Source organism: Amycolatopsis sp. 195334CR, from assembly GCF_017309385.1.
Classification (GTDB): domain Bacteria; phylum Actinomycetota; class Actinomycetes; order Mycobacteriales; family Pseudonocardiaceae; genus Amycolatopsis.
In genome coordinates this window covers 753,339-775,800 of the sequence record NZ_JAFJMJ010000001.1, presented here as the reverse complement: position 1 = coordinate 775,800, position 22,462 = coordinate 753,339, and the positions used below count along the sequence as shown (strand labels likewise).

Here is a 22,462-nt window from a genome sequence, read left to right as displayed (position 1 = left end):
ACGGCGATTCGGGAAACTGGCTGGATTTCACACTTACGCGAGCCACAGCTGCCACTTCGCGAGCAAGAGTAGATGACCTGCGGGCGTACCCCGTACGAGCAATGCCTCGCGGTCGGCAGTCACCTCCATCGGCGCGGCGATCGCAGTGCCGCCCACGTCGAGCAGGGTCATCCAGGACTCTTCGGGGGTGCGCTTGCGGGCGATCTGCCACGGGCCGCGGCTGGCGTAGCGAGCGCGGGCTTCGTCGATGCCGAGGTTGGTGTCGACGAAAGCGCAGAGGTCCTGGTGGTCCATGGCGGTGAGCGTTCCGTAACCGCGTACCGTAACCGCGGTAGTGGCCCACGCCGCATCACCCGCTGGTGGCCGCCGCCTCGTCGTGCTGGTCGTGCCCGCCGAGCGGGCCGGCGGCCGTGAGTGCGGCGATGCATCCGCTGCACAGGATGCCGATCTTCTGGTCGACGGTGGGCTTCTCGCCGCACTTCGTGCACATCCTGGGGCTGGCTTCGGTCATGGGGGGCATGGTAGGCACACCGCTTGCCGGAGACGAACAGGTGTTCTATTTTCTGAGTCCTGTGTCACCCGGGGAGAGGAGTCGCCATGGTCACCCAGTACGAGAAGAAGCTCCACCACAGCGCGGTGTCCCGGCAGATGCGCGAGCGCGCCGAGGACATCCGCCAGCTCGCCGCGATCATCCCGTACTGGGAGACGACCCTCACCGACGGCAAGGTCACCATGACCGACGGCCGCACCGAGGTGGTCATCACCGGCGACTACCGCGAGCGCATCGCCGAGTTCTTCGAACGCCTCGGCCGATCGGGCGGCCTGTCGCTGGCCGAGCTGATCATCGGGTGCGCCGACGAGCAGGCCCCGACGTCACCGGCGCGACGGAAGGCGCTGACCCTGCTCGAGCGGATGAGGTTCGAGCCGATCAAGAACTAGCCGGGACGGCCTCGGCCCGGATCGCCGCGGCCGAGCTGGCGATGAACGCCGCCGCGGCGATGCTGCCCGCGCGCCGGTCGCCGGTCTGGGCGCTTCCGCCTGGTCGAGGCTGATGTATTTTGTGGTGGCGTCGGCGACCTGCTCAGCCGTCCAGCCGGCCGTGGCAGGCTTCCGCAGGTGCTGGGTGGCGCCGGCGGTGTCGATGCGTCCGGAGTCGGGGTCGCGCTGGGCAGCGCGGTACTCGGTGACGCACAGGCCGCGGGCGTGGACCGGCCGCTTGCAGCCGGGTGTACCGCACTCACCGGACGCGGAGGTGACCGTGGTGCCGGGTTCGCGTTCGGCGCGGAGACGGCCTGGTGCTCGGCGTAGCACAGCCCACGGCCGCGGGTGGGTCGATGGCATCCGGGCGTGCTGCAGATCTTGCGGGGGCTAGTCATCGTCCCGAATCCCAGGCGCCGATGGTGGCGGCGGGCGTACCGGTCCAGTGCCCGACGGCCCGGTCGCCGCGCTGGTTTGTGCGCACGCCGAGGAACCTCACCCACGTCGTGAACGTGGCCTGCGGATCCGCGTCGAAAGGGTGGTCGATTTCGCCGTGCAGTGCTGAGCCAGCGAGGTGGCGGGAGCTAGGCCAGAGCGCACTGCCATCGTCGAGGGGATCGGAGTCTTCGCTATCGCGGACGCGGCGAATGATTCGGTATAGCTACACCTTCTCCAACATGAACCACTGGTCCGGGTCGCCCCCTGATGCCCCATCCTCACCGGGCGCCCCGACCCGCCATCCTCGCGGCCACACGCCTTCCCGGCTCCGGGTCCGTGCCCCGGCAAACTGCAGCTCGCCGATGATGGTCGCCCCGGCCAGCTGCACCTCCCCGGCGAAAGTGACTTGTCCGAACCCGGCGACGCGTATAAAGGTCGCTCTGTTAAACATGGCGTTGCCGGTGAAGGTCGCCTTATTGAACATGGCATTGCCGGTGAAGGTAACCCCGTCGAACCCGGCGCCACAGATAAAGGTCGCCTCGTCGAACCCGGCGCCGCGGGTAAAGGTCGTCTCGTCGAACCTGGCGCTGCGGGTAAAGATCGCCCGGTTGAATCTGGTGTGACCGGTGAAGGTGACGCCGTTGAATCTAGCGGTGCCGGTGAAAGTCGCCCTGTCGAACTCAGCACTGCCGGCGAAAGTCGCACCGCCGAACCAGGCGCCGCCAGTGAAGGTGACTCCGTCGAACGCAGCGCCGCTGGTGAAGGTCGCCTCGTCGAATCCAGCGGAGCCGGCGAAGGTCGCTCCGTTGAACTCAGCGCTGCCGGTGAAGGTCGCGCTGCCGAACCTGACGCTGCCGGCGAAGGTGGTGGTGGTGAAGGTGGTGGAGGGGTGTAGTCGCCGACGGGTGAGGTCGAGGTTGATGAGGGTAGCGCCGGTGAGATCGACGTCGATGTCGATGGCGGGATTTGTGCTCCCCCAATAGGTGGCATCGGCTGGCCTGCCGGGTTTGGGGGTGTTGTGGGCGTGGTCGCGCAGCAGGCGTTGAATGGTGAGGCGGACTTCGCGTTCTTGGCGGCGTGCGCGGCGTTGTGCGGTGGTGATGAGCTCGGCGCCCGTGACTTGTTCGACGTCGGTCGGTGAGGGTTCGTCGGGGTCGAGGTAGGGCATGCGGAGGTAGGCGCAGAGGACGCTGACCACAGGGCGGCGCTGCTCCACGTGGTCCTGAGCCAGCCGTTCCAAGGTGTACAGGCCGCCGAGACGGACTGCGGCTTGCTCGTGCCCGAGTTGCTCGACGGCTTTGGTGAACAACTCGGTGATCTGACGGTCGGTGGCGTCCTTCTCGGCGCTCGCGGCGACGCGCTCGGCGTGCAAGCGGGTCTGCTCGGCGACCCGCTCGGCGTGGGCTTGGGCATGGTCGCGCTGGGCCAGTTCGTCCCGGCGGACTTGGAGTTCTTCTTCCTGGGTGCGTTGCCGGCGTGCGGTGAGATAGAGGGCGAATACGCCGCCGCCGGCGACCAGGACCGACGCGGCAATCTTCACCGTGTCCAGATGCGCGGTGGCCTTGTCCTTCTGCTCGACCAGGGCCAAAGTGTCGACCCAACGCCACAACCACACCAGCACCACGCCGGCCACTCCGAGCACCACGGCTGCGACCACGGGCACCGCCCACACCGACAACGAGCCGCGTAGTCGCGAACGCTCGCCGGGCCGCGCGGGTTCCGAGTCAGTGAGGGGCTGTTCGGGATCGGCCATACCCACAAGGTCGCTGCCGGCCGGCCGAACGCTTCACCGCACCGCGGAGTTCGTCGAGAACGGTATGCCTGCCGACGCGATCAGCCGGCTCGTCGAGATCGAGTTGCGCGAACCCGACTACACGAAGTGGGTCGACATGTCGCGCGCGGGCAGAACCGCGGCGAGCCTCAGCGACGTCACCGCGGGCGAGCTCGACCTCAGCCGGCGGCACCGGGGAGGTCCGCCGCCCCGGGGGTTACTCCGACGAACTCCGAGTCGTGCTGTCCAGCAGCACCGGTACGTGGGGCGCGCTCACCGTGTTCCGCGAGACGGGCCGCCCGTACTTCTCGCCCTCCGAGGTACGGCTCGTCACGTCGCTGACCGGTTTGATCTCCGATGGGCTGCGCCGGTCGCTGCTACTGGACGAGGCCTGCGCCGATCGCCACGACACCGGAATGCTCGTCCTGAATCCCGATGACGGCGTCGACCTCGCCAACCAGGTGGCCGGGAACTGGATCGACGAACTCGGCATCGGCACCCGAGCGGGCACAACGCTCCCGCTGGTGATCCGTGCGGTCGCCAGGCAGGCCCGCGCCATCGGCGGCCGCGAGGAGGGGCGAGTGAGCACCGGGCTGGCCAGAGCGCGCGTGCGCACCAAGGCAGGGCGCTGGGTGATAGTCCGGGCGTCGCTACTGGGCGAGGGCACGACGGCACCGGTCGCGGTCCTGCTCGAAGCAGCCCGCCCGGCGGAAATGGCACCATTGCTGGCCGACGTGTACGGCCTCACCCCGCAGGAGCGGCGGGTCACCGAATGCGTGGCACAAGGCCTGTCGACCAAGCAGATCGCCAACCGGCTTCGAATGTCGGCCTACACCGTCCAGGACCACTTGAAGTCGATCTTCTCCAAGACTGGCGCGGGCACCCGCGGCGACCTCGTCGCCCGCCTGTTCTTCGATCAGCGCGCCATGCGACTCACAGCTCAGTCGGCAGTTCCAGACGAGGGCGCTGCGTATCGGTAACAGCCGTTTCCAACGCCCGCTCATGCCGCTGGTCGGTGCCCGCCGCGTGCTCATGCAGACGAGCGGTGATTAGCCGTACGGGTCCGCCCTGAAACTGCTGCATAACCGGCAACGGCCCCGCCGTGGAGCAGAGCCATGAGGCTTAACAGCTTCATCCTTTGCCAGCTCAGCTCAGGGTTCCCGCTCGTGCGACTACAGGCAGGTGTTTACTCGGTGCGCTAGTTCCCCGTCCCGTATCGCACGAGTTCGGAGTGGAGTTCCGAGTCGGCTCGCCAGAAGTGGGCGATATTCGCGTACAGGCCGTTCGGATCATCGCCGTCCGGTACGTACAGGCGGAGCAGATCTGTGTAGCCAGGCCGTAGACCGAACCACGGTCGCAGAGCCGCGGGGGCGGACTGTGCAGGGGCCATCCCGTCGATGTAAAGGACAGTGGTTCCGTCGCGGGGAGCGAGCCGCACTTGGCCGGGGCCTATCACCGTGACGTGCCACGGCTTGTCCGGCACGGGCGTGGTGTCGCGGGTGACGAGGTCGTCACCGAGTTGTTCGAGGGCTATTTCCAGGGCGGGCCGCAACTCGTCAAACGACCCGGGTATCGCGCCGACGAGACAGGACATGCTTACCGGAGCGACATCGCTGTCGAACAATGCCTGGAGCCGCGCTAGTCCTGCTATCTCGTGGTAGTCAACAGACTGCCAGAGCATTTGGAGCCGATCCCGCATCGCCGCCTGCTCGGCGACGCGCGCGGAGGTGGCGACGAGTAGACCGTGGTGGCGAGCACCGAGTGACCTGTACACCTTCACAGCTCCGGTGAGCACGAACATGTCCATGGCCGTGCGCAAGCTGAGGTCGTCATCGTCTCGGGCAAACCGGCGCACGTACGTCCGCTCCCCAGAGATGTTCTCGTCTGTCCCGGACGTCTCTTCACCAGTTCCGAACACGTCGGACGCCCCGACGTACTCTCTCGGGCGGGGGGATGCGACGACGAAGTGCTCATGTTCGTCCTGCATCGGCAGATTCAGTGTTGTGCTGGAGAAGGAAACGAACTGCCCCCTCGGCAGGGCCTGCGTCAGTGCCTGCGTGATCTGGGTTGTCTTGGGTCCTGTGCCGTCATCTGGAGCGAGGTCGAGGATCAGCGCGGGAATCTCGGTGAGTGGGGTGCGCATCGCGAGGAGCTCCATCCTCAGCCTGCGGAGTATGGACATGTTCTTCTTCACGACCATGATGCGAGTGGACGAGCTGTGCAGGTTGCTCGGCGCGTGCAGGGGGAGCTCCGGGTGTCGTTTCTCGAATTCGAGGCCGTGCAGGTCCTGACTCAGCCTGCGGTAGTCGAGGTCCGTGCTGGTCAAGCGGACGATTCCCGGCGTGTCCGGCAGAGACACCAGGTCCTCGTCAATGGCTCGCTGGACCTGCCTGCGCACCTCGTTCAGGGTGCCCGCGAGGACGATCACGAGGCGGTACCCGCGGTCGATTGCCTTCGCGAGGAGCCCGATCACGTCGGGACTGGCACCACCGACGTGATCGAGGACGGTGCCTCGTCGCGGCGACGGCTCAGACGCCGTGGGCTCCGCCAGTTGATCGAGCACGCGGCTCGTCGCCGAGTCGACCGCCGAGATCGCCTCGGTCGTCCACCCGCGTTCCGCGCGCGACTGCACATAGCGCTGCCAATAGTGTGCTCCACCGACCTCGACGATCCCGGTGGAGGCTGGTTCGGTGGCGCGAGTGCGCCACGCCGCTATCTCCCGTTCGAGTTCAGCGACCCGCAGACGTTCCTCGGCCAGCAGTCCCCGCACGATCGCCAGTTCTGCGTCGTTGTCTGGTGCGGATCCTGCCGCGAACCCGAGTCGCAGTTGGCTGATCTCTTCGGTCAGTTCGATGACCCTCGTGTCGGCCATGTCGGCACGCAAGCGTTGGCGATGTTCTCTGGCCTTCCACTGTTTGAGCGCACCCCAGTTGCTGGGCTGCGCGTCTTGTGCAGCGTTGAGAAGGTTGAGCAGCCGACCCGGTTCGCCGGGTATCGGCAGTTCGGTCACCCTTCGGATCGAGTCCACGAGGTCGATGACGATCTCGTCGGGTGGCAATGTCTTGCCGTTGAAGTACCGCGACATCGTCGCTGGGTGGACGTTTTGGCTGTCTGCGTAGCTGGTCATGGAGATCCTGGCATTTGACCACATCTCCCACAGCTCTCTGAGGGCGACGACGAAGGTCAACCGCTCCCCTGTCAGGTCAGAGCTGAGTGGGCCGAACTGCCCCAAGACGTGCGGCACGGGTCATGTTTACCTGCCCGTCGCATGGATTGCAACACGTTGAAACCAACATGCAACGCGTAGCACTCGATGCACCATGCGCCCCGTCAGCATGCTTGCCACGAAACATTTCAACGAAGGGAGCGACACATGGACAAAGAGAAGCCGGCGCTGGTGCGCCGCGTCGGGGCCACCGCTCGCCAGGCCGCGAACGCCGCGCTGATGGGGCTGGCGAAGGGGATGGGATCCGCGTTGGGCGCAGCCATCGTGGCAGGGGTGCTGTGGTGGCTCGGCGTGCGGTGACCCGTCAGTGCCGAGCCGAGTCGCGAGCCCAACTCGGCTCGGCACCGGTACGCAGAGCAACAGCGAACTGCGGTTCCAATGTCACGTGGACACAGGCGGCGTGCGCTGACGCAATCGCTCGCGAGGACGCAGTTAGGTCCAACGCTGGTTATCCGCGATCCGCGGCTGATCGCTGGTGGTGTCGCGACCGCCAGGCGGTGCACGCCGCATCCCTGTGCCAAACAGGCGGCCTGTGGTTCTGTTCCTGGCTGGGATACCCTTGCGAATCTCAAGTCGCGCGTCGGCTACGTCACAGAGCGTCCGTCATTGGCCGACGTTCAGCAGCTCTGTCTAGTACCTGACCCGCATAGGGGCGGGGAGGCGGCCGGGACGGCCTCTGCACTCTGGGGAGGTCGCTGTCAGAACCCATCGTCGAGGCCGCTACCTGGGCCGAGCCGGATGTCGCGCGCTGGCCCAGCGGCCTGCTCGAGCTGAGCGCGATCTTCGTGACTTGCGACCTCATGGGAGCAGGGGCACCCTCGCGTCGGAACGTCCTCGTGCTTCACACCAATTTCCCTGGAGCAAACCTGGAGCGAGGCTGCGCGTCCAGTTGCGTCCAACGGGACCTAGATGGGCGGAACGGTAGCGAACGACCAGGGCATTCTCTGTTTGCGCTGGTAGAGGGCTTGTGTGATCCTCACTGGCAGTGAGGGGGTCAGGGGTTCGAGTCCCCTTAGCTCCACAGTTTCAAGATCGCCTGACCTGCTTGTATGTGCAGGTCAGGCGATTTTTTCGTGGTGGTTTCGGTTTGGCTGTCCCGGTCCTGGGCGTGTCAGCCGAAGGGGGGTCAGCTCGTGGTGGGTTCGAGCAGGAACAGCGGTATTTCGCGGTTGCCGGTCTCGGCGGCGCGGGTGCGAAAGTCGGCGAAGAAGGGGTAGAGGTTGTCGGCGTAGGGCAGCCAGGTTGACCGCTCCGCACCGTCGGCTAGCCGGGCGGTCATCAACCGGCGAATGGGACCGTCCTGTAGTTGCACCGTCGGGTGTGCCATGAGGTTGTGGAACCAGCTCGGATTGTGGGCCTGGCCGCCGGCTGCGGCGCCGAGGGCGTAGACGCCGTCACGTTCGATGCGCATCAGGGCGACCTTGCGCAGTTTGCCCGAACGGGCGCCACGCATGGTCACCACGACCACGGGGCCAGCCTCCGTCGTCGCGCCTTCGCGGCCGTTGGTGCGCTCGTACAGCTCGACCTGATCGCGGGTCCTCGCGTCGGCACTGGGGACGTATTCACCGTCGAGCAGATCCGTTGTCATGTCAGGGAATTCCTTTCGTCGGAGGTGGGGTTTCACGCCTGGATCACGGTCTTCCCGATAGTCCGGCCGCTCTCGGCGAGGGCGTGCGCCGTCTTCATGGTCTCGGCGGTCAGGCCATCGAGCGTGGTGGTGACGATCGGGCGCAGCCTGCCCGCCGCGACGTCGTCCGCTGCCCTGGCGAGGATCCGGCCCTGGCTGCCGACGTCCCCGCCGGCCCTGAACACCATCTCGCTGTGCAGCGACAGCGACTTTCCGGTGAGGGCTCCCGGGTCGAAGGGCTCGGCGAGGTCGCTGGCGGCCAGGTGACCGAAAGGGCGCAGCACCTCGGCGATCGCCCCCAGGTGGCCGCTGGTACCCGAGGTCGAGAACACCAGGTCGACGTGGTCGATCCCCGCCGCGTGGAGCTGTCCGGCCAGGTCACCGCGGTGGTCGACGACCAGGTCGGCGCCCATCGCCGTCGCCCACTTCCGCGACTCGGGGCGCGAGGCCGTGCTGATCACGAAGGCCGGCGTGGTGGCCTTGAGCAGTTGCGTGGCCATCGACCCGACGCCGCCGGCCCCGCCGATGACGAGCACGCGGTCGACACCGGCGGGCAGCGCGTCCCGGTCGCGGAACAGCGATTCCCAGGCCGTGAGGACACCGATGGGCAGCGATGCGGCTTCGGTGAACGCGAGCCGGTCCGGGATCTTGGCGACCACCCGGTGGTCGACCGCGACGCGCTCGGCCCAGCAGCCGTCGCGGGTGAAGTCGCCGGTGCCCATTACCCGGTCGCCGACCGCGAACCCGGTGGCCCCGGCCGCGACGACGACCCCGGCGAACTCCCAGCCGAGGATGACCTGCCCGCCGGGCTCGGCGCTGCGCGTCTGCCGGATCGTGGCTTCACCCGGGTTGATGCCGATCGCGCGGACCTCGACCAGCAGGTCACCATCCCGTAACCGAGGTTCGGCGACTTCGGTCAGCTCGATGGCGAACGCGTCGAGCGTGTGTGCCTTTTCGTACGTGAGTGCCTTCATCGCCTCAGTCCTGCTTCAGGGCGTGCAGCGCCGAGAGCGGCCAGCCGACCTGCATCAGGCGGCCGCCGTCGCGCAGCGTCCCGGCGTCGACCGGCGCGAATCCGATGGCGTCGGCGACGGTGTGGAAATCCGCCTTGGCGGCCTCGTCGTCACCGGCGTAGAACAGCAGCTGCCGCCCCTCCGCGTGCCGGGGATCGGCGGCGATGTACTGGGCGTACAGGGTGTTGAAGGCCTTGACCACGCGCGCGCCCGGCGCACGATCGTCGACGAACTCGCTTGCCGTCTCCACTCCGAGATCGGTGACGGTCGGCGACATCGACTCCATGTTGTTGGTGGTGTCGACCAGGATGCGGCCGTCCCACTCGGGCAGCCCGGCCAGCGCGTCGCCGACCTGCGGCCACCTCACGGTGAGGAAGACCATGTCGGCCGAGGCCGCTTGGTCGACCGTGCCCGCGCTCGCGAGCGGCCCCAGCCGGCTCACCACGTCAAGCAGCGTGTCCGGGCCGCGGCTGTTGCTGAGCGTCACCTTGTGGCCTGCTGCCACGAGGTGACCGGCGATGGCCCGCGCGACCGTCCCGGCGCCGATGGTTCCGAAGTCCATGACCGTCCCTTCAGTCTTCGATGATGTCCGTCATTATTTTATGATTGCCATCGTCATCATTGACTGTCAAGGCCTGCCCCCTCGTTTTGATGATGGGTATCATCGGGAGAGCGAGTTCGCCAGGAAGGTGGTCGACGTGCCCCGCATCACGCAAGAGCAGAAGCGGCTCAACCGCGAGAAGATCGTCAACGCGGCCGGTGAGGGGTTCCGGCTGCGCGGCATCGACGGCATCGGCATCGAGGAGCTGATGAAGTCGGCCGGTATGACGCACGGCGGGTTCTACAACCACTTCCCCTCGAAGGAGGACCTCGCCCTCGAGGTCCTCCACCAAGGGTTCACCGACTCGCTCGCGGCGCTCGACGCCATCCGCGCGGCGCATCCCCGCTCGGCGCGCGCGGCCCTGCACGACATGGTCGACGGGTACGTCAGCGCCGAGCACCGCGACCACCCCGAGATCGGCTGCGCCTCGGCCGCGCTCGCCTCCGACGCCGGTCGCCACGGCGCCGCCGCCCAGGCCGAATACCGGCGCGGGCTGGACGGCTACTTCGCCGCCATCACCGACATGCTGCTCGACCGCGCACGCCAGTCCGGCACCGAACTCACGCCCGCCGAAGCCCGCGAGCGCGCCGTGGCGCTGTTCAGCCAGATGGTCGGCGCGCTGACCATCTCCCGCGCGATCGCCGACGCAGCGCCGGACTTGTCGGACGAGGTGCTGACAGCCAACCGGCGGCGGCTCAAGAAGCTGTGACCGCCGTCGTGGGTTCCACTGCTGCCCTGTGCGGGGCCGCGGAAACCTGCTAGAAGAGACGAACCATGCTTTTCTCCCAGCAGTAGAAGGGGATCGATCGCGACATGCCGGCCGACGGGACGAACGCGCGCAAGGTCGATCGCGGCGAAGCCGAGGGCGGGTGCCCGATCAGCCGGAGCTCCGACGGGGTCTGGACGGTGCGCGGTCACGCCACCGCTCGTGCCGTGCTGCGCAGCAACGACACCGTCCAAGCCGGACTTGGGGTGGAGACCGTCGAGAAGATGCCTGCCAAGATCCGGCGTCCCGTTCTGTACCGGGACGGGCCGGAGCACCGCGAGCATCGTCGGCAGACCGCGAGGTACTTCACCGCGCGGCGGGTCGACGAGAGTTACCGGGGGATCATGCAGAGCGTCGCCGACAAGCAACTGGACAAGCTTCGCGACTCCGGGCAGGCGCAGCTGTCCGAGCTGAGCTTCAACCTGGCCATCGAGGTGGCCTGCGCGGTGATCGGCCTGACCGAGAGCCGTCCGGGTCTCCAGCGCCGGCTGGAGCGCTTCTTCCCCGAGGAATTCGGCGCGCCGGGCTTCACCAGCTTGAACGGGCTCTACTGGATCTGGCGGCAGGCAACCAACTGGGCCGGCATCTACTTCAACGATGTCCGGCCCGCCGTCCGCGCGCGCCGCGCCGGGCGGCGTGACGACCTGATCTCGCACCTGCTGGACGAGGGCTGCTCAGCCGCGGAGATCCTTGGCGAGTGCATCACCTTCGCCGCCGCGGGGATGGTCACCACGCGCGAGTTCGTCAACCTCGCCGCGTGGCACCTGTTCACCGACAGCGCGCTGCTCAAACGCTACCGCGCCGCGGAGGAAGCCGAGCGGATCGCGATCCTGCACGAACTGCTGCGGTTGGAACCGATCGTCGGGCACCTCAGGCGGCGCGCCACCGCGCCCATCGAGTTGCCGGGTGAGAACGAGGAGCCGGTCACCGTCGCCGCCGGCGAGATCATCGACATCCAGCTCAGCGCGGCCAACGCCGATCCGGCGGCCGTGGGCGATCGGCCGCTCGAGGTATGCCCCCTGCGCCCACTCGACAACGCGTCCGCCTACGGCCTGTCCTTCGGGGACGGTGCGCACAAGTGCCCGGGCGCGAACATCGCGATCGTGGAGACCGACATCTTCCTCAGCAAGCTGTTCGCCCTGCCGGGGGTGCGGATGGACACCGCGCCGCGGGTGTCGTTCAACGACGCCATCGGCGGTTACGAGTTGCGCGACATGGTCGTGGCGGTGCCGAAATAGCGGCCGGGACGGGTTACGGCTTGCGGGCGACGCCGCCGAGCAGGTTGTACTCGCCATCGCTGGGTTCGGTCAGGCGCGGGCCGTTGGGCCACCACTCGAAGAGGTGCGTCAGGCCGGGTTCGACCATTTCCAGGCCCCTGAACAGCTCGGCGATCTCCTCGCGCGTGCGGTAGAAGCAGCTGCCCATCATCTCGTTGAACCGCGTCTGGGACTCGACCGCGAGCTTCGCGCGGGAGCTGCCGTCGTCCGGGTTGTGCAAATGCGAGATCGCGACGTAGGAGCCAGGCGCCAGGGCGTCGACGTAGGTCTGCATGAGGCCGACCGGATCCTCGTCGTCGGCGACGTGGTGCAGCGAATTGGACTGGATCAAGCCCACCGGTCGGCTCAGGTCGAAATGCCGGGTGACCACGTCGCTGTCCAAGATCTCCGCGGGGTTGCGCAGATCGGCCATCAGGAAGCGGGTGTGCCTGTTGTCCTCCAGCAGCGCGCGGCCGTGCGCGGCGACGGTCGGGTCGTTGTCGACGTAGACCACCCTCGCCTCGGGGTTGAGCCGCTGGGCTTCCTGGTGGGTGTTCTCGGCGGTGGGCAACCCGGAGCCCAGGTCGAGGAACTGGTCGACCTTGGCTTGACCGGCCAGGAAGCGGACCACCCGGATCAGCCACGCCCGGCACTGCCGCCCGACCAGGATGGCGTCCGGGGCGACCTCCTGGATGTACCGGAGGACCTCGCGGTCGACCTCGTAGTTGTCCTTACCACCGACGAAGGCGTCGTAGACCCGCGCGATGCTGGGCTTGGTGGTGTCAATCGTGAACCGGTCGACTTCTGCCATGGCACGATCCGCTCGATCAGGAGGCAACGATCAAGGCCAGCCTATTGCCACGCGGCAACCGGCAAGCAGCGGGGCAGGTCCGACCGAGCGCCGATGGTGGCGAATGTCTGGTCGTCGCCGTGAGCGGAGATCTGCTCGCTGCGCCGGCCGCCGCGGCGGACGCCCGCCTTTGCTGGGTCTGTGTCTGACGATCAAGGCTGGTCACCGGCCAGCGTGGTTTCCGGCTCAGCCGGTGGCTGGCAGCAGGGCGTGAGCGGACTGCTCGGCGAGCCAGTCCGCCGACTCCTCCCAGCTCCAGCCGAAGCCGCGCACGGTTCGCCATGCCTCGAAGCCGAAGTAGAACCAGAGCGTCTGTTCGACCTGCTCACCGGTGAGGCCTTCGCGCAGGCCACCGACCGCGATCAGGCGTGATGCCACCGCCTTGAACCTGGTCCGCACCGCACGCGTGGCCATATCGGCCGCCGCGGCCACGTCCGGGTCGGCGTTCCTGTTGTCCAGCAGGATCGTCAGCGCCTCGTGGCGTTCCTTGCGCACCTGCCCGGTGCCGTGCGCCAGGATGCGCAGGATCTCGCGCGGATCGGAGCACTCGTCGATCCGGCGCGCCGTCTCCACCGCCGCGGCGTCGGCGGCACCGTCCTCCGTCATCGCCATGATCAACGCGGATTTGTTGCCGATGCTGGTGTAGACGGTGTTCACGGCTACCCCGGCGGCCGCCGCGACGGCGGCGACGCTCGTTCTCGCGTAGCCCCGCTCCGCGAACAGCGCGGCGGCCGCTTCGACGATCGACCTCCGCGTGTCCTCGGCATGCCTGGCCCGCACCGGGGACCGGTATCCGCGCTCACCCATGTCCAGATCCTAACCACCCTCAATTCGATGTATGGTCATTACTATGAATAGAGAGATGAACCAATCAATCGAGAAGCATGTTGACGAACCTGCCGTGGTGGTGGTAGGAGCGGGTCCGGTCGGCCTCTGGGCCGCCGCGGAGCTGGCGCTGACGGGCGTCTCGGTGGTGGTCCTGGAAAGGGCGACCGAACGCAGTCCGCACTCCAAGGCGCTGGGCATCCACCCGCGCACGATCGAGGTGCTGGCGATGCGCGGCCTGGAGCAGCGGTTCCTCGACGAGGGCACGCCCTTGTCGGACTGGCACTTCGGGATGCTGGAAAGCAGCCTCGACTTCAGCGTGCTCGACACGCCGTACCCGTTCATGCTCGCCATTCCCCAGCGCCGCACCGAGGAACTGCTGGAGGAACACGCGCTCGCGCTCGGCGTGGTGATCCTGCGCGGCCACACCGTGGCCGGACTCGACCAGGACGACGAAGGCGTGACCCTGCGTGTGACCGGCCCGGACGGCGAGTACACCCGCACCGCGAGGTACGTGGTGGGCGCGGACGGCACGGGCAGCACCGTCCGCAAGGCCGCCGGCATCGCGTTCCCGGGCACCGACACGACGTCCTACGGCTACGTCGGCGAGGTCCGGGTCACCAGCCCCGCCGTGGTCAGCGCGCACAACGAGCACGGCGCCCTCATCAGCGTTCCGCTGGGCGGCGACCGCTTCCGCATCGCCGGGGTGGATGCCCACAACAACGGCGCCGCCGACCCGTTCACGCTGGAAGCCCTCCGGGAGACGACGATCCGGGTGGCGGGCACCGACTTCGGCATGCACGACCCCAGCTGGCTCACCCGGTTCGGCAACGCCACACGAGTCGCCGAGACCTATCGGCTCGGCCGCGTCCTGCTGGCGGGCGACGCGGCCCACCGGCACCTCCCCGCGGGCGGTGTCGGCCTCAACGTCGGTATTCAGGACGCGATGAACCTCGGCTGGCGACTGGCCGCCGTGGCCCGCGGTGACGCGGACCCCGCCCTGCTGGACGGCTACCACGAGGAGCGGCACGCGGTCGGCGAAGACCTCGCGGAACACACGCTCGCCCAGTCGGCGCTGATCACCGCGACCACGCCGGAAGTCACCGGGCTGCGCTCGCTGCTGAGCAGCCTGGTCGCGACGGTGCCCGAGTTCTCACTGGCGCTGGCGCGGAAACTGTCCGCTTTGGACGTTACGTACCCGGCTGTCGGACACCCCCTTGTCGGCACCAGGGTTCCGGGCCTCTTCTCGCTGTTGAGGACCGGTCGTCCAGTCCTCTTGGACCAGACCGGCTCACTGGGTGAAGAGGTGACCGCTCTCGCCGCGGCGGCGGGAGTCGACGTGGTCGTGGGCGAGCAGTCATGGACCGGCGCTGCCGCGGTTGTGATCATGCGCCCGGACGGACACGTGTGGTGGGCTTCGGACCACGCGGACGACGGGGAAGTCACCACGGCGCTGCAGGCCCTTGGCCGTTTCCGCAGGTAGACCCCACCGGCCACGGATGGCCGCCGCGGGTCCTGTTCTTCCTGCCCGGTGTCTCGGTAGGCATGGTCGGCGACCGCACACCGACCTACCGAAGGTGAGGAGACGACGTGGCAGCCACGGACGAAGTCGCGTTGGGCGCGAGGCTGGGGGAGCTCCGGTTCACCGGCTACGCCGACGACCGGAGAGTGTCAGCCGTGGTGGACGGCCACCTCGAACTGCTGGACATCACCATCGACGACGGCGCGCTGCGTGACCGGTTCCCCGAGCGGGTCGGGCCGTCGATCACGCTCGCCGTGTCGGCGGCTCGGCGGGAAGCGGACGAAACGGCCCAGCGCTTCCGCGCGCAGGCCAGGGACCCGGAACGCGCCGAGGACGTGTCCACGCCCGAGCCGCCGCCCGCTGTTCCCGCCCGGCGGACCGGCCGCCGGAAGATCGTGGATTTCGGACAGGGGGACCGGTGAACCACTACGACGAGCTGTACGCCCTGGTGGCGGAGATGGATGCGGGCATCGTCGCCATGAAGAAGGCACAGGAGACGGCGTTGGCCACCCCGGTCACGCAGCCGATCTCCGGGGAGGTGGGCACCGTGACCGTCAGCGGCGCCGGGGAACTGCTCTCGGTGGACCTCGACCGGAACCGGCTCGTCGGTGCCACCGGCGGGTCGCTCGCCCGGTCGGTGGTCAGTGCCGTCCGGGCCGCGGAACAGCGGCGAGCGGAGCAGTACCAGCAGCTGGTGAACGACGCCCGCCCGAGCATCGACGTCTAAGGGGAGAACCACCATGGCACCACCGCAGGAAAAGCCGACGCAGCCGGGCGTGTCCACCGACGAGGGACAGCCCGGTCCGTCACAACCCGGGATCACGGATCCGGGACCGCCGTCGCAGCCGGGCGTGTCCACCGATCCGGGTAACCAGGCGCCGTCGCAACCGGGGCCGTCGCAGCCGGGGGTGACGGATCCGGGTAAGCCGGGGCCGTCGCAGCCGGGGGTGACCACCGACGATCCCGGGGGCACGCCGCCGAAGAGCGGCCTGCCGCACCCGGAACCGTTGCCGGACATCGCGCTCACCAGCCCGGACGGCTGGCGCGTGGTCCCGCAGGCACTGCGCAACAACCAGTTCGCCTTCGAGAACGCCGCGTACCGGTGGAAGAGCCTGCAGCAGTCGCTGCTGGACCTCCGGCTGTCCGAACTGGACCTCGGGATCATCGGCAGCGTGGAGGGCATCGTCGGCGACTACAACCGGGCGCTGGAAACCATCGACGGCAAGGCCAAAGCCGGCGAGCAGAGCCTCATCGACACCGGCAACGCCCTCCGCACCGTCGCCGACGTGTACGAGCGCCAGGACCAGGCCTACTACGAGTCGTTCGGCTACATCGCCGGGCAACTGGGCCAGCCGACGCCGCCGCGCTGACGAACCCACGCCACCTCACCAGCGAAGGAAGTGATCGAGAATGGGAAACGGGTTCGGACCCGGTGAGCCGTCGATCGGCCTGCCCGACATCAGCCTGCCGGACATCAGCCTGCCGGACGTCAAGTGGCCGTGGGAGGACGAGCAGCAGCTGCCGCCACTACAGCTGCCGGAGAAGCCCGGCGACGAGTGCCGGTACCCGGAGGAAGCCGCCCAGGTGATCCGTGACCTGGCCAACCGGGTCGGCAAGTCGGACGCCATCGAGAAGCTCGACTACGTCAAGAAGATGCTCGGCGACTTCGGGAAGGTCGACCGCATCGCGAACACGTGGGCCGCCGACACCACCATGAACGAGACCATGGGGGACATCGACGACGCCAGGCAGGACCTGGCGACGTACTGGAGCGGCGGCGGGTTCGACGCGGTCAACACGCACATGGTGAACCTCAGCAAGGCGAACGGCACCAACCAGGGGCTGATCACCAGCCTCGGGAACACGCTCGCCAAGTGCAACTCCGAGATCTTCAAGGCGTACAAGGACGGGATCACGCTGATCTTCAACACGGCGGCGGACGTGATCGCGTTGGGGCTCAACAGCTTCATGGGCGCCGAGAAGGCGGCGGGCAAGGCGATCGACCTGCTGACGAACTTCGTCAAGAGCGTCGGAACAGTGGTCGGCACCCTGCTCACGGTCATCAGCGGGCTGAAGGAGCAGGGCGTTTTCGTGGCCGGTGTGGCTTCGGGGTTCCAGCCACTGGCGGAGTCGCCGCAGGCCGCGTCGGCGCCCGGGCTCTGGCAGGTCAAGCCGGTCGGTGCCTGAGCTCGCGGGGGCGCCCGCCGCCCGCCCCCGCGAGCCCGGACCGGGTCAGCGGACCAGGCCGCCGACGTCGTTGGCTTCCCGGTACCGCTTGGCGAAGCTGTCCGACCGCTCGGTCATGTTGCCGTAGTTGGGAAAGCCCGTGTCGTCGCGGAGCCAGGCTCGGATGAGCTTGTCGTCCGCGGCGTACGCGGTGTAGGCCTGCTCGTCCGTGATGCCGTAGGTGCTCTTCAGGTGGTGCAGGTTGGCGGCGGCGAGATCGATCGCCAGGCGGTCGTCGTGGGCCAGGCGGTCGCGGATGTCGTCCTGGCCGACCTTTTCCCCGTGGTACTTCGCCATCAGGTCCGCCGCGGTGCCCGCCTGCATCTGGCCGATCCCCACCGAATTGCCCACCAGGCCGGACGACTCCGCGCGCCGGAACAGGTCGAAGGGGATCTTGGTGCCCAGGGAACGGCCCTCGCCCTCCTGGATGAGCAGGGCGGCGAGCACCTTCGGGTTGATGCCGTACTTGTTCGCGGCGGCGAGGATGTCCTTGCCGTGCGGATCGAGGAAGCTGCCGGAGCCGGTGACCGAGTTCTTCCACGCGCCGGCGTTCCACGCCCCGGCGAGGCTGGTGTGGGTGGGCTGGTTGAAGTCGTGCTTCTCGCCGCCGAGGTTGGCGCGCAGCGCCCACGCCGCGGTCTCGTCGGCTTCGGAGGCGTCCCGCAGCACCTGGTTGATCCGCGTCTGGATGGCCTCGATGGCGTGCCTGCCCTCCTCGATGGCGTCCCGGATGTCGTCCTTGCCGCGCCAGGTGGCGCGGTCCTGCGGATCCACCGGCGGATTCGCGGTGACCTTCCCCTCCAGGTCCACCTTCAACCCCTTCGCCGGGGCCTCGTGGTCGGCGATGCGGTAGAGCGCGTCCTGGTTGCGCTTGATCCGGCCGTGCGCCTCCTCCAGCAGGTCACGGATGCCCCGCGCCTGCTTGGCGGCGTCCCCGAACTCCTTGCTCGTCTCGCCGAGGAACGACATCGCCGTCCGCGCGGCCGGCCCTTTCCACCCGGAGGCCTTGAGCGGCTGGGTCACCGTGTCCGTCAGCTCACCGCCCAGCGCCTCCACCTTGCCGATCACCCGGCCCCAGTCGTCCACCGCCTGCTCCAGGGCGTGCACCGGTGCGTGGTACAGGTTCTCGTAGTTCAGCATGCCCCCGCCTATTCGAAGAACTTGGCGATCTCCGCCATGGACAGCTCGGTCTTGTCCTCGTTCAGCTGGTACCCGCCGGCACCCGCGGCCAGGCTCTGCTCGATCTTGTGGCACGCCTGGTGCAGCGTGGTGATCTGCGAGTACCAGAGTTCGCCGGTCTGCTTGAGCGCGGGACCGAGCTGGAAGTTCTCCGCGCTGAGCGTGCGGGCCGCGGTTTGTGTTGTCTCGTCCGGGATCCGGCCGTCCTTGCCGAGCTGTTCGCGCACCCCCGCCGCGGCGCCGGAGCCCTGCTTCAACGCCGCCGGGTTCACCTCGTGCCCCGTGTTCCCCATGGCGCTCAAGCCGTCCGGAGATCGCCGAGCACGGCGCCGAGCCGTTCCCGGGCTTGTTTGTCCATATCGGACACCTTCGCCGCGCTCTGGTCGAGCTTCCACGCGGTGTGGGCGGTCTGCTCGACCAGCGTGGTCAGCTCCTTCCACCAGGTGTGCCCGCACTCCTTGAGCGCCGCCCCCGATTTCCACTCCGCGTGCGCGCCGGCGGCTTCGTTGCCGCTGTGGAACAGCGTGCCGATGGTGTTCTTGGCCGTGTCGGCACCGGCCCGCAGGTCGCTGGCGACCTGGCGGACCCCGTCCGGGTTCATCCGGATGTTCGGAGCCATGGTTTTCCCTTCAGTCCCAGTTCGGGTGGGGGCGGACCACCAGCGGGACGTCGCCGGCGCCGGTGCGCGTTTCGTTGTGCGACAGGCGGTGGTTGAGCCCGATGTTCGTGTGGTTCGAATTGTGCTGCGTGTAGAGGATTTCCCCGTCCGGGGTGACCGCGGTGATCACCGACGCGTGGTGGATCACGCCCTTTTCGTTGCGCATGTACAGCAGGTCGCCGGGCCGCGCGTCGGGCACCGTAACGCTTTCCCCGCCGTTCTTGACCATGTAGTCGTGGTGGTTCTGCGCGGCCGCCCACGCGTCGCCCTGCCGGTACTGGTCGGGCGATCCGACGAACGGAAGCTTCGGCAGGCCCTGGTGGTCCTGGTTCCACCCCTTGTCACCGGTTTTGTCGTGCGGCACCATGCCGCCCTCGTTCATCGCGTAGGAGACGAAGTTGGTGCAGTTCTCCATGCCGGGCACGTCGGAGTACCCGCTTTCGCCGTGCTTTTCGGCCCAGCGGATCATCTCGATGCGGTTCAGCCCGTCGTTGCCCATCAGGTTCTTCTTCACGTCATCCGGAATGCCCGGCATGTCGTAGAGCTGCACCGGCGCGGCGTTCAGGTACTGCTTGCGCTGGTCCTGGCTGAGCGATTTCCACCACTCCGCCTGGGTTTGCGCGTCGGCGTTGAGCGGCATCGTCTGCCGGAGCATGGCCAGTCCGGTGTGCCCGGCCTTCTTCACCTCGTCGTTGAGGATGTCCTTGGCCAGTTCGTCCTGCGTCATCAGCTTCGTGATGCTCGCGGGCTGGATCAGCCGCTTCAGGCTCGCCGCGGCGTCCTCGTCGATCTTGGTGGCGTCGTTGACCGCGTCCCAGATCAGCCAGCCGGCGCGCTTGGCGCGTTCCTCGGCCTTCGGATCACTGGAACCGGACGGCACGGTCACCTTGCCGTCGCCGCCGACTTCGAGACCGCCCTCGGTGGCGAACGCGACGGCAGACTCGAGGTTGCGCTTGGCGGCGGCCAGCGCGGTGGCGAGGCCGTCCAGGGTGGTCACCACCCCGCGGATCGCCATGCCCGCGGCCTGGAAGTCCTGGGCGATCTTGCGGCAGTGCCCGCCCGCCTTCTCCCCGAGCGTGTCCGACCACTGCTCGCCGAGCGCGTTGCCGCCGCGCTCGTACAGGTTCTCCGCCGCGGTCTCGGCCTCCTTGGCGAGCTTGAGCCAGTCGTCGGCGGCGGTGGCGAAGGTGGCCGGCTTGGCTGCCTTGAGCTGCTGGAAGGTGACCATGCCGACCACCTTCGCCCGGCCGCGCCCGCCCGTGTGCCGGTCGATCACCCCACAATCCGGGACTTGACTTACAACCACTTGGTTGTACGTTAGAGGCGTGACCGAAGAGGACGAGGGCCGGGCGGACGCCCTGTTCCACGCGCTCGCCGACCGCACGCGGCGCGCGATCATGCGCCGCGTGCTGGCCGGGGAGCACTCGGTCTCCGCGCTCGCGGCCGAGTACGACATGAGCTTCGCCGCCGTGCAGAAGCACGTCGCCGTGCTCGAACGCGCGGGCCTGCTGACCAAGCGGCGCAACGGCCGGGAACAGCTCGCCAGCGGTGACGTGGCGGCGGTGCGCTCGGTGGCCTCGATGCTCGTGGAGCTGGAGGACATCTGGCGCGGCCGCATCGCCCGCATCGACGAACTCATCAAGGAGGACCCGCCGTGCCCGTGACCGACGTGCACCGCGATGTGGACAACCGGACTCTCACCATCACCGCCGAGTTCGCCGCGCCGCCGAAGCGCATCTGGCAGATCTACGCCGACCCCCGCCAGCTGGAAAGGGTGTGGGGACCCCCGACCTATCCGGCCACCGTCGTTTACCACGAACTCGCTCCCGGCGGTCAGGTGCACTACTACATGACTTCACCGGAAGGCGCGAAACACCCCGGCTACTGGCACGTCATCGAGGCTGCCGAACCGTCCCTTCTCGTTTTCGAAGCCGGTATCGCGAGTTCGGACTTCACCCCCGATCCGACCATGCCCGCGTCGGTCAACCGCTACTCGTTCACCGCGAACGACGGTGGTACCCAAGCCGTTTACCTCAGCACCTATCCCACCGTCGAGTCGTTGGAAACCGCGTTGGCGATGGGGGTCGACAAGGGCACCGCGGGGGCGATCGGGCAGATCGACGAACTACTGAACCCGAGGAGAAATAATGCGTGAATTGAGTGTCGAACTGTTCTCCACCCTCGACGGTTATGGCGACGGTGGTCCGCAATCGGCTCCTTACTGGGGTTACGGCGGACCCGGGTTGTTCGAGTGGATGCACGCCAAACTGGCCGAGGAGCACATCATGGTCATGGGTGCGACCTCCTACCGGATGATGTCGAAGATCGTCGCCGAGCAGGACGATCCGACCTTTCCCCGGATGGCCGAACTCCGGAAGATCGTGTTCTCGAAAACCCTCACCGAGTCCACCTGGGCCAACACGACGATCGTCGACGAGCCCGTCGAGACGGCCATGCCGAAGATCAAGGCCGAGGCCGACGGGCTGCCGTTGCGCACGGTCGGCAGCCCGTCACTGGTGCGCAGCCTGTTCAAGCTCGGTCTGGTCGACCGCATCCGCACGATGATCTTCCCGACGATCCACGGCACGGCCGGCGAAGGCCCGCTCTACACCGAGTTGCCGGACCTCCGCCTGGACCTCGACGGCACCGCGGTGATCGACGACCGGCTCGTCCTCCTCGACTACCGCGTCGACCGGAGCTGATCAGGCCAGGTCCAGCCATTCGCGGATCGGCAGGACGCGGGCGCGCTTCCCGGTGTGCGCGCGGAATTCGGCTTCCGGGTCGGAAACCTCCACGTAGCCCGCGATCTTGTCCGGCTGCTCGGCTTCGTAGTGCATCGGCACGGCGTAGCGTGCATCGAGGATCTCCGCGGCCGCGGCGGCTTGCCGGGGGTCCAGTGCGGCGGGCAGCGGGCTCGGGGGCTGGAGGTGCGGCGCGTCGACCACCGCGCCGTTCGCCGGGAGGAACACCGCGTCGAACGGGCTGAACCGCCGGGCGATGAGCCACCAGTAACCGTGGAACATGGTGTCGCCGCCGTGGAAGAGCCGGTGGCCGTCGGCCTCCACCACCCAGTTCAACTGCGGGTCGCCCAGTCCGTCGACGGCCGGGACCGCGGTGACGCGGAACGGGCCGATCTCGCGGGTGGCCCAGGTGTCGATCACCTCGGTGGCCAGCTCGTGCTGCGTCAGTTCGCGCTCGGCGGGCAGGGTCGTCACGTTGTCCACGTCGTCGCCGTGGCCGGGCGCCGGTCGGAGCACCGGGGCGCCCGGCGCCAGCACGTCGGCGAGCGCGGCCGCGTCGGTGTGGTCCCGGTGCAGGTGGGTGACCAGCGCGGCGGTGACCGTCCCGCTCGGCGCGATCAGGCCGTCGCCGGACTGCCAGCCGGTGAACAGCGGTGAGAGGTCCCGCACGTAGTCGATCACCAGGCGGTTCTCGCCCGCCTCGAGCTCCAGTCCGGCCCAGCCCAGTCGTCGTACCCGCATCTTGAACTCCTTCGTCATCGGTGCTCCCGAATTTAGCGTACGCG

Annotated in this window: 27 protein-coding genes and 1 tRNA gene; 14 read left to right on the top strand and 14 right to left on the bottom strand. The window is 68.1% G+C overall.

What is annotated here, in order from left to right:
* Window positions 1-33: 33 nt before the first annotated feature.
* Together JYK18_RS03925 and JYK18_RS03920 are read right to left on the bottom strand one after the other, a co-directional pair.
* Entirely contained in the window at window positions 34-294 is a 261-nt protein-coding gene (locus JYK18_RS03925) for a hypothetical protein (protein ID WP_206800799.1), read from the bottom strand.
* A 55-nt stretch (window positions 295-349) separates the two neighbouring features.
* Window positions 350-511, bottom strand: coding sequence for a hypothetical protein (locus JYK18_RS03920; protein ID WP_206800798.1), 162 nt, complete (start codon window positions 509-511; stop codon window positions 350-352).
* 86 nt (window positions 512-597) lie between these two features.
* Here JYK18_RS03920 and JYK18_RS03915 point away from each other — a divergent pair, with 86 nt between their 5' ends.
* Entirely contained in the window at window positions 598-939 is a 342-nt protein-coding gene (locus JYK18_RS03915; RefSeq protein ID WP_206800797.1) for a hypothetical protein, read from the top strand.
* Between the two features lie 700 nt (window positions 940-1,639).
* Here the strand turns inward: JYK18_RS03915 and JYK18_RS03910 are convergent.
* Window positions 1,640-3,169 carry a pentapeptide repeat-containing protein gene (locus JYK18_RS03910; protein WP_206800796.1) on the bottom strand — a complete coding sequence of 510 codons (1,530 nt, stop codon included), beginning with the start codon at window positions 3,167-3,169 and terminating at the stop codon, window positions 1,640-1,642.
* A 257-nt stretch (window positions 3,170-3,426) separates the two neighbouring features.
* Between JYK18_RS03910 and JYK18_RS03905 the strand changes: the two genes are divergently transcribed.
* Window positions 3,427-4,167, top strand: coding sequence for a helix-turn-helix transcriptional regulator (locus tag JYK18_RS03905; protein ID WP_206800795.1), 741 nt, complete (start codon window positions 3,427-3,429; stop codon window positions 4,165-4,167).
* A gap of 218 nt (window positions 4,168-4,385) precedes the next feature.
* On the opposite strand, the gene JYK18_RS03900 is transcribed toward JYK18_RS03905, so the two are convergent.
* Complete coding sequence (locus JYK18_RS03900; RefSeq protein ID WP_206800794.1) at window positions 4,386-6,374, bottom strand: Z1 domain-containing protein; 1,989 nt, start codon at window positions 6,372-6,374, stop codon at window positions 4,386-4,388.
* Between the two features lie 186 nt (window positions 6,375-6,560).
* On the opposite strand from JYK18_RS03900, the gene JYK18_RS03895 reads away from it, so the two are divergent.
* On the top strand, window positions 6,561-6,713 hold the full coding sequence (locus JYK18_RS03895; protein WP_206800793.1) for a hypothetical protein: 153 nt from the start codon (window positions 6,561-6,563) through the stop codon (window positions 6,711-6,713).
* 656 nt (window positions 6,714-7,369) lie between these two features.
* A tRNA-OTHER gene (locus tag JYK18_RS03890) sits at window positions 7,370-7,434 on the top strand.
* A 105-nt stretch (window positions 7,435-7,539) separates the two neighbouring features.
* On the opposite strand, the gene JYK18_RS03885 is transcribed toward JYK18_RS03890, so the two are convergent.
* Genes JYK18_RS03885 through JYK18_RS03875 form a run of 3 tightly spaced genes read right to left on the bottom strand, consistent with a single transcriptional unit; the run spans window position 7,540 to window position 9,615 of the window.
* Entirely contained in the window at window positions 7,540-8,001 is a 462-nt protein-coding gene (locus tag JYK18_RS03885; protein ID WP_206800792.1) for a nitroreductase/quinone reductase family protein, read from the bottom strand.
* Window positions 8,002-8,033: 32 nt separating this feature from the next.
* Window positions 8,034-9,014, bottom strand: coding sequence for a zinc-binding dehydrogenase (locus JYK18_RS03880; RefSeq protein WP_206800791.1), 981 nt, complete (start codon window positions 9,012-9,014; stop codon window positions 8,034-8,036).
* Between the two features lie 4 nt (window positions 9,015-9,018).
* Window positions 9,019-9,615 carry an NADPH-dependent F420 reductase gene (locus JYK18_RS03875; protein WP_206800790.1) on the bottom strand — a complete coding sequence of 199 codons (597 nt, stop codon included), beginning with the start codon at window positions 9,613-9,615 and terminating at the stop codon, window positions 9,019-9,021.
* A 136-nt stretch (window positions 9,616-9,751) separates the two neighbouring features.
* Here JYK18_RS03875 and JYK18_RS03870 point away from each other — a divergent pair, with 136 nt between their 5' ends.
* Window positions 9,752-10,363 carry a TetR/AcrR family transcriptional regulator gene (locus JYK18_RS03870; RefSeq protein WP_307795772.1) on the top strand — a complete coding sequence of 204 codons (612 nt, stop codon included), beginning with the start codon at window positions 9,752-9,754 and terminating at the stop codon, window positions 10,361-10,363.
* 104 nt (window positions 10,364-10,467) lie between these two features.
* A complete protein-coding gene (locus JYK18_RS03865; protein WP_206800789.1) occupies window positions 10,468-11,658 on the top strand; it encodes a cytochrome P450 in 1,191 nt (396 codons plus the stop codon).
* Window positions 11,659-11,671: 13 nt separating this feature from the next.
* Here JYK18_RS03865 and JYK18_RS03860 read toward each other — a convergent pair whose 3' ends face one another.
* Complete coding sequence (locus JYK18_RS03860) at window positions 11,672-12,487, bottom strand: SAM-dependent methyltransferase (RefSeq protein WP_206800788.1); 816 nt, start codon at window positions 12,485-12,487, stop codon at window positions 11,672-11,674.
* Between the two features lie 225 nt (window positions 12,488-12,712).
* Window positions 12,713-13,333: a TetR/AcrR family transcriptional regulator gene (locus JYK18_RS03855; protein ID WP_206800787.1), complete on the bottom strand. Its 621-nt coding sequence runs from the start codon at window positions 13,331-13,333 to the stop codon at window positions 12,713-12,715.
* 97 nt (window positions 13,334-13,430) lie between these two features.
* Here JYK18_RS03855 and JYK18_RS03850 point away from each other — a divergent pair, with 97 nt between their 5' ends.
* The 5 genes from JYK18_RS03850 (at window position 13,431) to JYK18_RS03830 (ending at window position 17,060) form a co-directional block, all read left to right on the top strand.
* Entirely contained in the window at window positions 13,431-14,834 is a 1,404-nt protein-coding gene (locus JYK18_RS03850) for an FAD-dependent monooxygenase (protein ID WP_307795771.1), read from the top strand.
* 107 nt (window positions 14,835-14,941) lie between these two features.
* The gene (locus tag JYK18_RS03845) at window positions 14,942-15,295 is read left to right on the top strand and encodes a YbaB/EbfC family nucleoid-associated protein (RefSeq protein WP_206800785.1); all 354 of its coding nucleotides are present in this window, start codon (window positions 14,942-14,944) and stop codon (window positions 15,293-15,295) included.
* Window positions 15,292-15,600, top strand: a complete 309-nt coding sequence (locus JYK18_RS03840) for a YbaB/EbfC family nucleoid-associated protein (RefSeq protein WP_206800784.1) — start codon at window positions 15,292-15,294, stop codon at window positions 15,598-15,600. The genes JYK18_RS03845 and JYK18_RS03840 overlap by 4 nt, the downstream gene beginning before the upstream one ends.
* 13 nt (window positions 15,601-15,613) lie before the next feature.
* Window positions 15,614-16,243 (top strand): hypothetical protein, encoded by a 630-nt coding sequence (locus JYK18_RS03835; protein WP_206800783.1) that lies wholly within the window; start codon window positions 15,614-15,616, stop codon window positions 16,241-16,243.
* Between the two features lie 40 nt (window positions 16,244-16,283).
* Window positions 16,284-17,060, top strand: a complete 777-nt coding sequence (locus tag JYK18_RS03830) for a hypothetical protein (protein ID WP_206800782.1) — start codon at window positions 16,284-16,286, stop codon at window positions 17,058-17,060.
* A gap of 45 nt (window positions 17,061-17,105) precedes the next feature.
* Here the strand turns inward: JYK18_RS03830 and JYK18_RS03825 are convergent, their stop codons facing one another.
* The 4 genes from JYK18_RS03825 to JYK18_RS47940 are packed head-to-tail and all read right to left on the bottom strand — an operon-like array spanning window position 17,106 to window position 20,212.
* On the bottom strand, window positions 17,106-18,239 hold the full coding sequence (locus JYK18_RS03825) for a transglycosylase SLT domain-containing protein (protein ID WP_206800781.1): 1,134 nt from the start codon (window positions 18,237-18,239) through the stop codon (window positions 17,106-17,108).
* Between the two features lie 8 nt (window positions 18,240-18,247).
* Window positions 18,248-18,571 (bottom strand): hypothetical protein, encoded by a 324-nt coding sequence (locus JYK18_RS03820; RefSeq protein WP_206800780.1) that lies wholly within the window; start codon window positions 18,569-18,571, stop codon window positions 18,248-18,250.
* 5 nt (window positions 18,572-18,576) lie between these two features.
* Complete coding sequence (locus JYK18_RS03815) at window positions 18,577-18,897, bottom strand: type VII secretion target (protein ID WP_206800779.1); 321 nt, start codon at window positions 18,895-18,897, stop codon at window positions 18,577-18,579.
* 10 nt (window positions 18,898-18,907) lie between these two features.
* Window positions 18,908-20,212, bottom strand: coding sequence for an amidase domain-containing protein (locus JYK18_RS47940; protein ID WP_206800778.1), 1,305 nt, complete (start codon window positions 20,210-20,212; stop codon window positions 18,908-18,910).
* A 49-nt stretch (window positions 20,213-20,261) separates the two neighbouring features.
* Here JYK18_RS47940 and JYK18_RS03805 point away from each other — a divergent pair, with 49 nt between their 5' ends.
* Genes JYK18_RS03805 through JYK18_RS03795 form a run of 3 tightly spaced genes read left to right on the top strand, consistent with a single transcriptional unit; the run spans window position 20,262 to window position 21,638 of the window.
* Window positions 20,262-20,600 (top strand): helix-turn-helix transcriptional regulator, encoded by a 339-nt coding sequence (locus JYK18_RS03805; protein WP_206800777.1) that lies wholly within the window; start codon window positions 20,262-20,264, stop codon window positions 20,598-20,600.
* Complete coding sequence (locus JYK18_RS03800; protein WP_206800776.1) at window positions 20,591-21,091, top strand: SRPBCC domain-containing protein; 501 nt, start codon at window positions 20,591-20,593, stop codon at window positions 21,089-21,091. The genes JYK18_RS03805 and JYK18_RS03800 overlap by 10 nt, the downstream gene beginning before the upstream one ends.
* Window positions 21,084-21,638, top strand: a complete 555-nt coding sequence (locus tag JYK18_RS03795; protein WP_206800775.1) for a dihydrofolate reductase family protein — start codon at window positions 21,084-21,086, stop codon at window positions 21,636-21,638. The genes JYK18_RS03800 and JYK18_RS03795 overlap by 8 nt, the downstream gene beginning before the upstream one ends.
* Here JYK18_RS03795 and JYK18_RS03790 read toward each other — a convergent pair whose 3' ends face one another.
* Complete coding sequence (locus tag JYK18_RS03790) at window positions 21,639-22,436, bottom strand: MBL fold metallo-hydrolase (protein ID WP_242578934.1); 798 nt, start codon at window positions 22,434-22,436, stop codon at window positions 21,639-21,641.
* Between the last annotated feature and the right edge of the window lie 26 nt (window positions 22,437-22,462).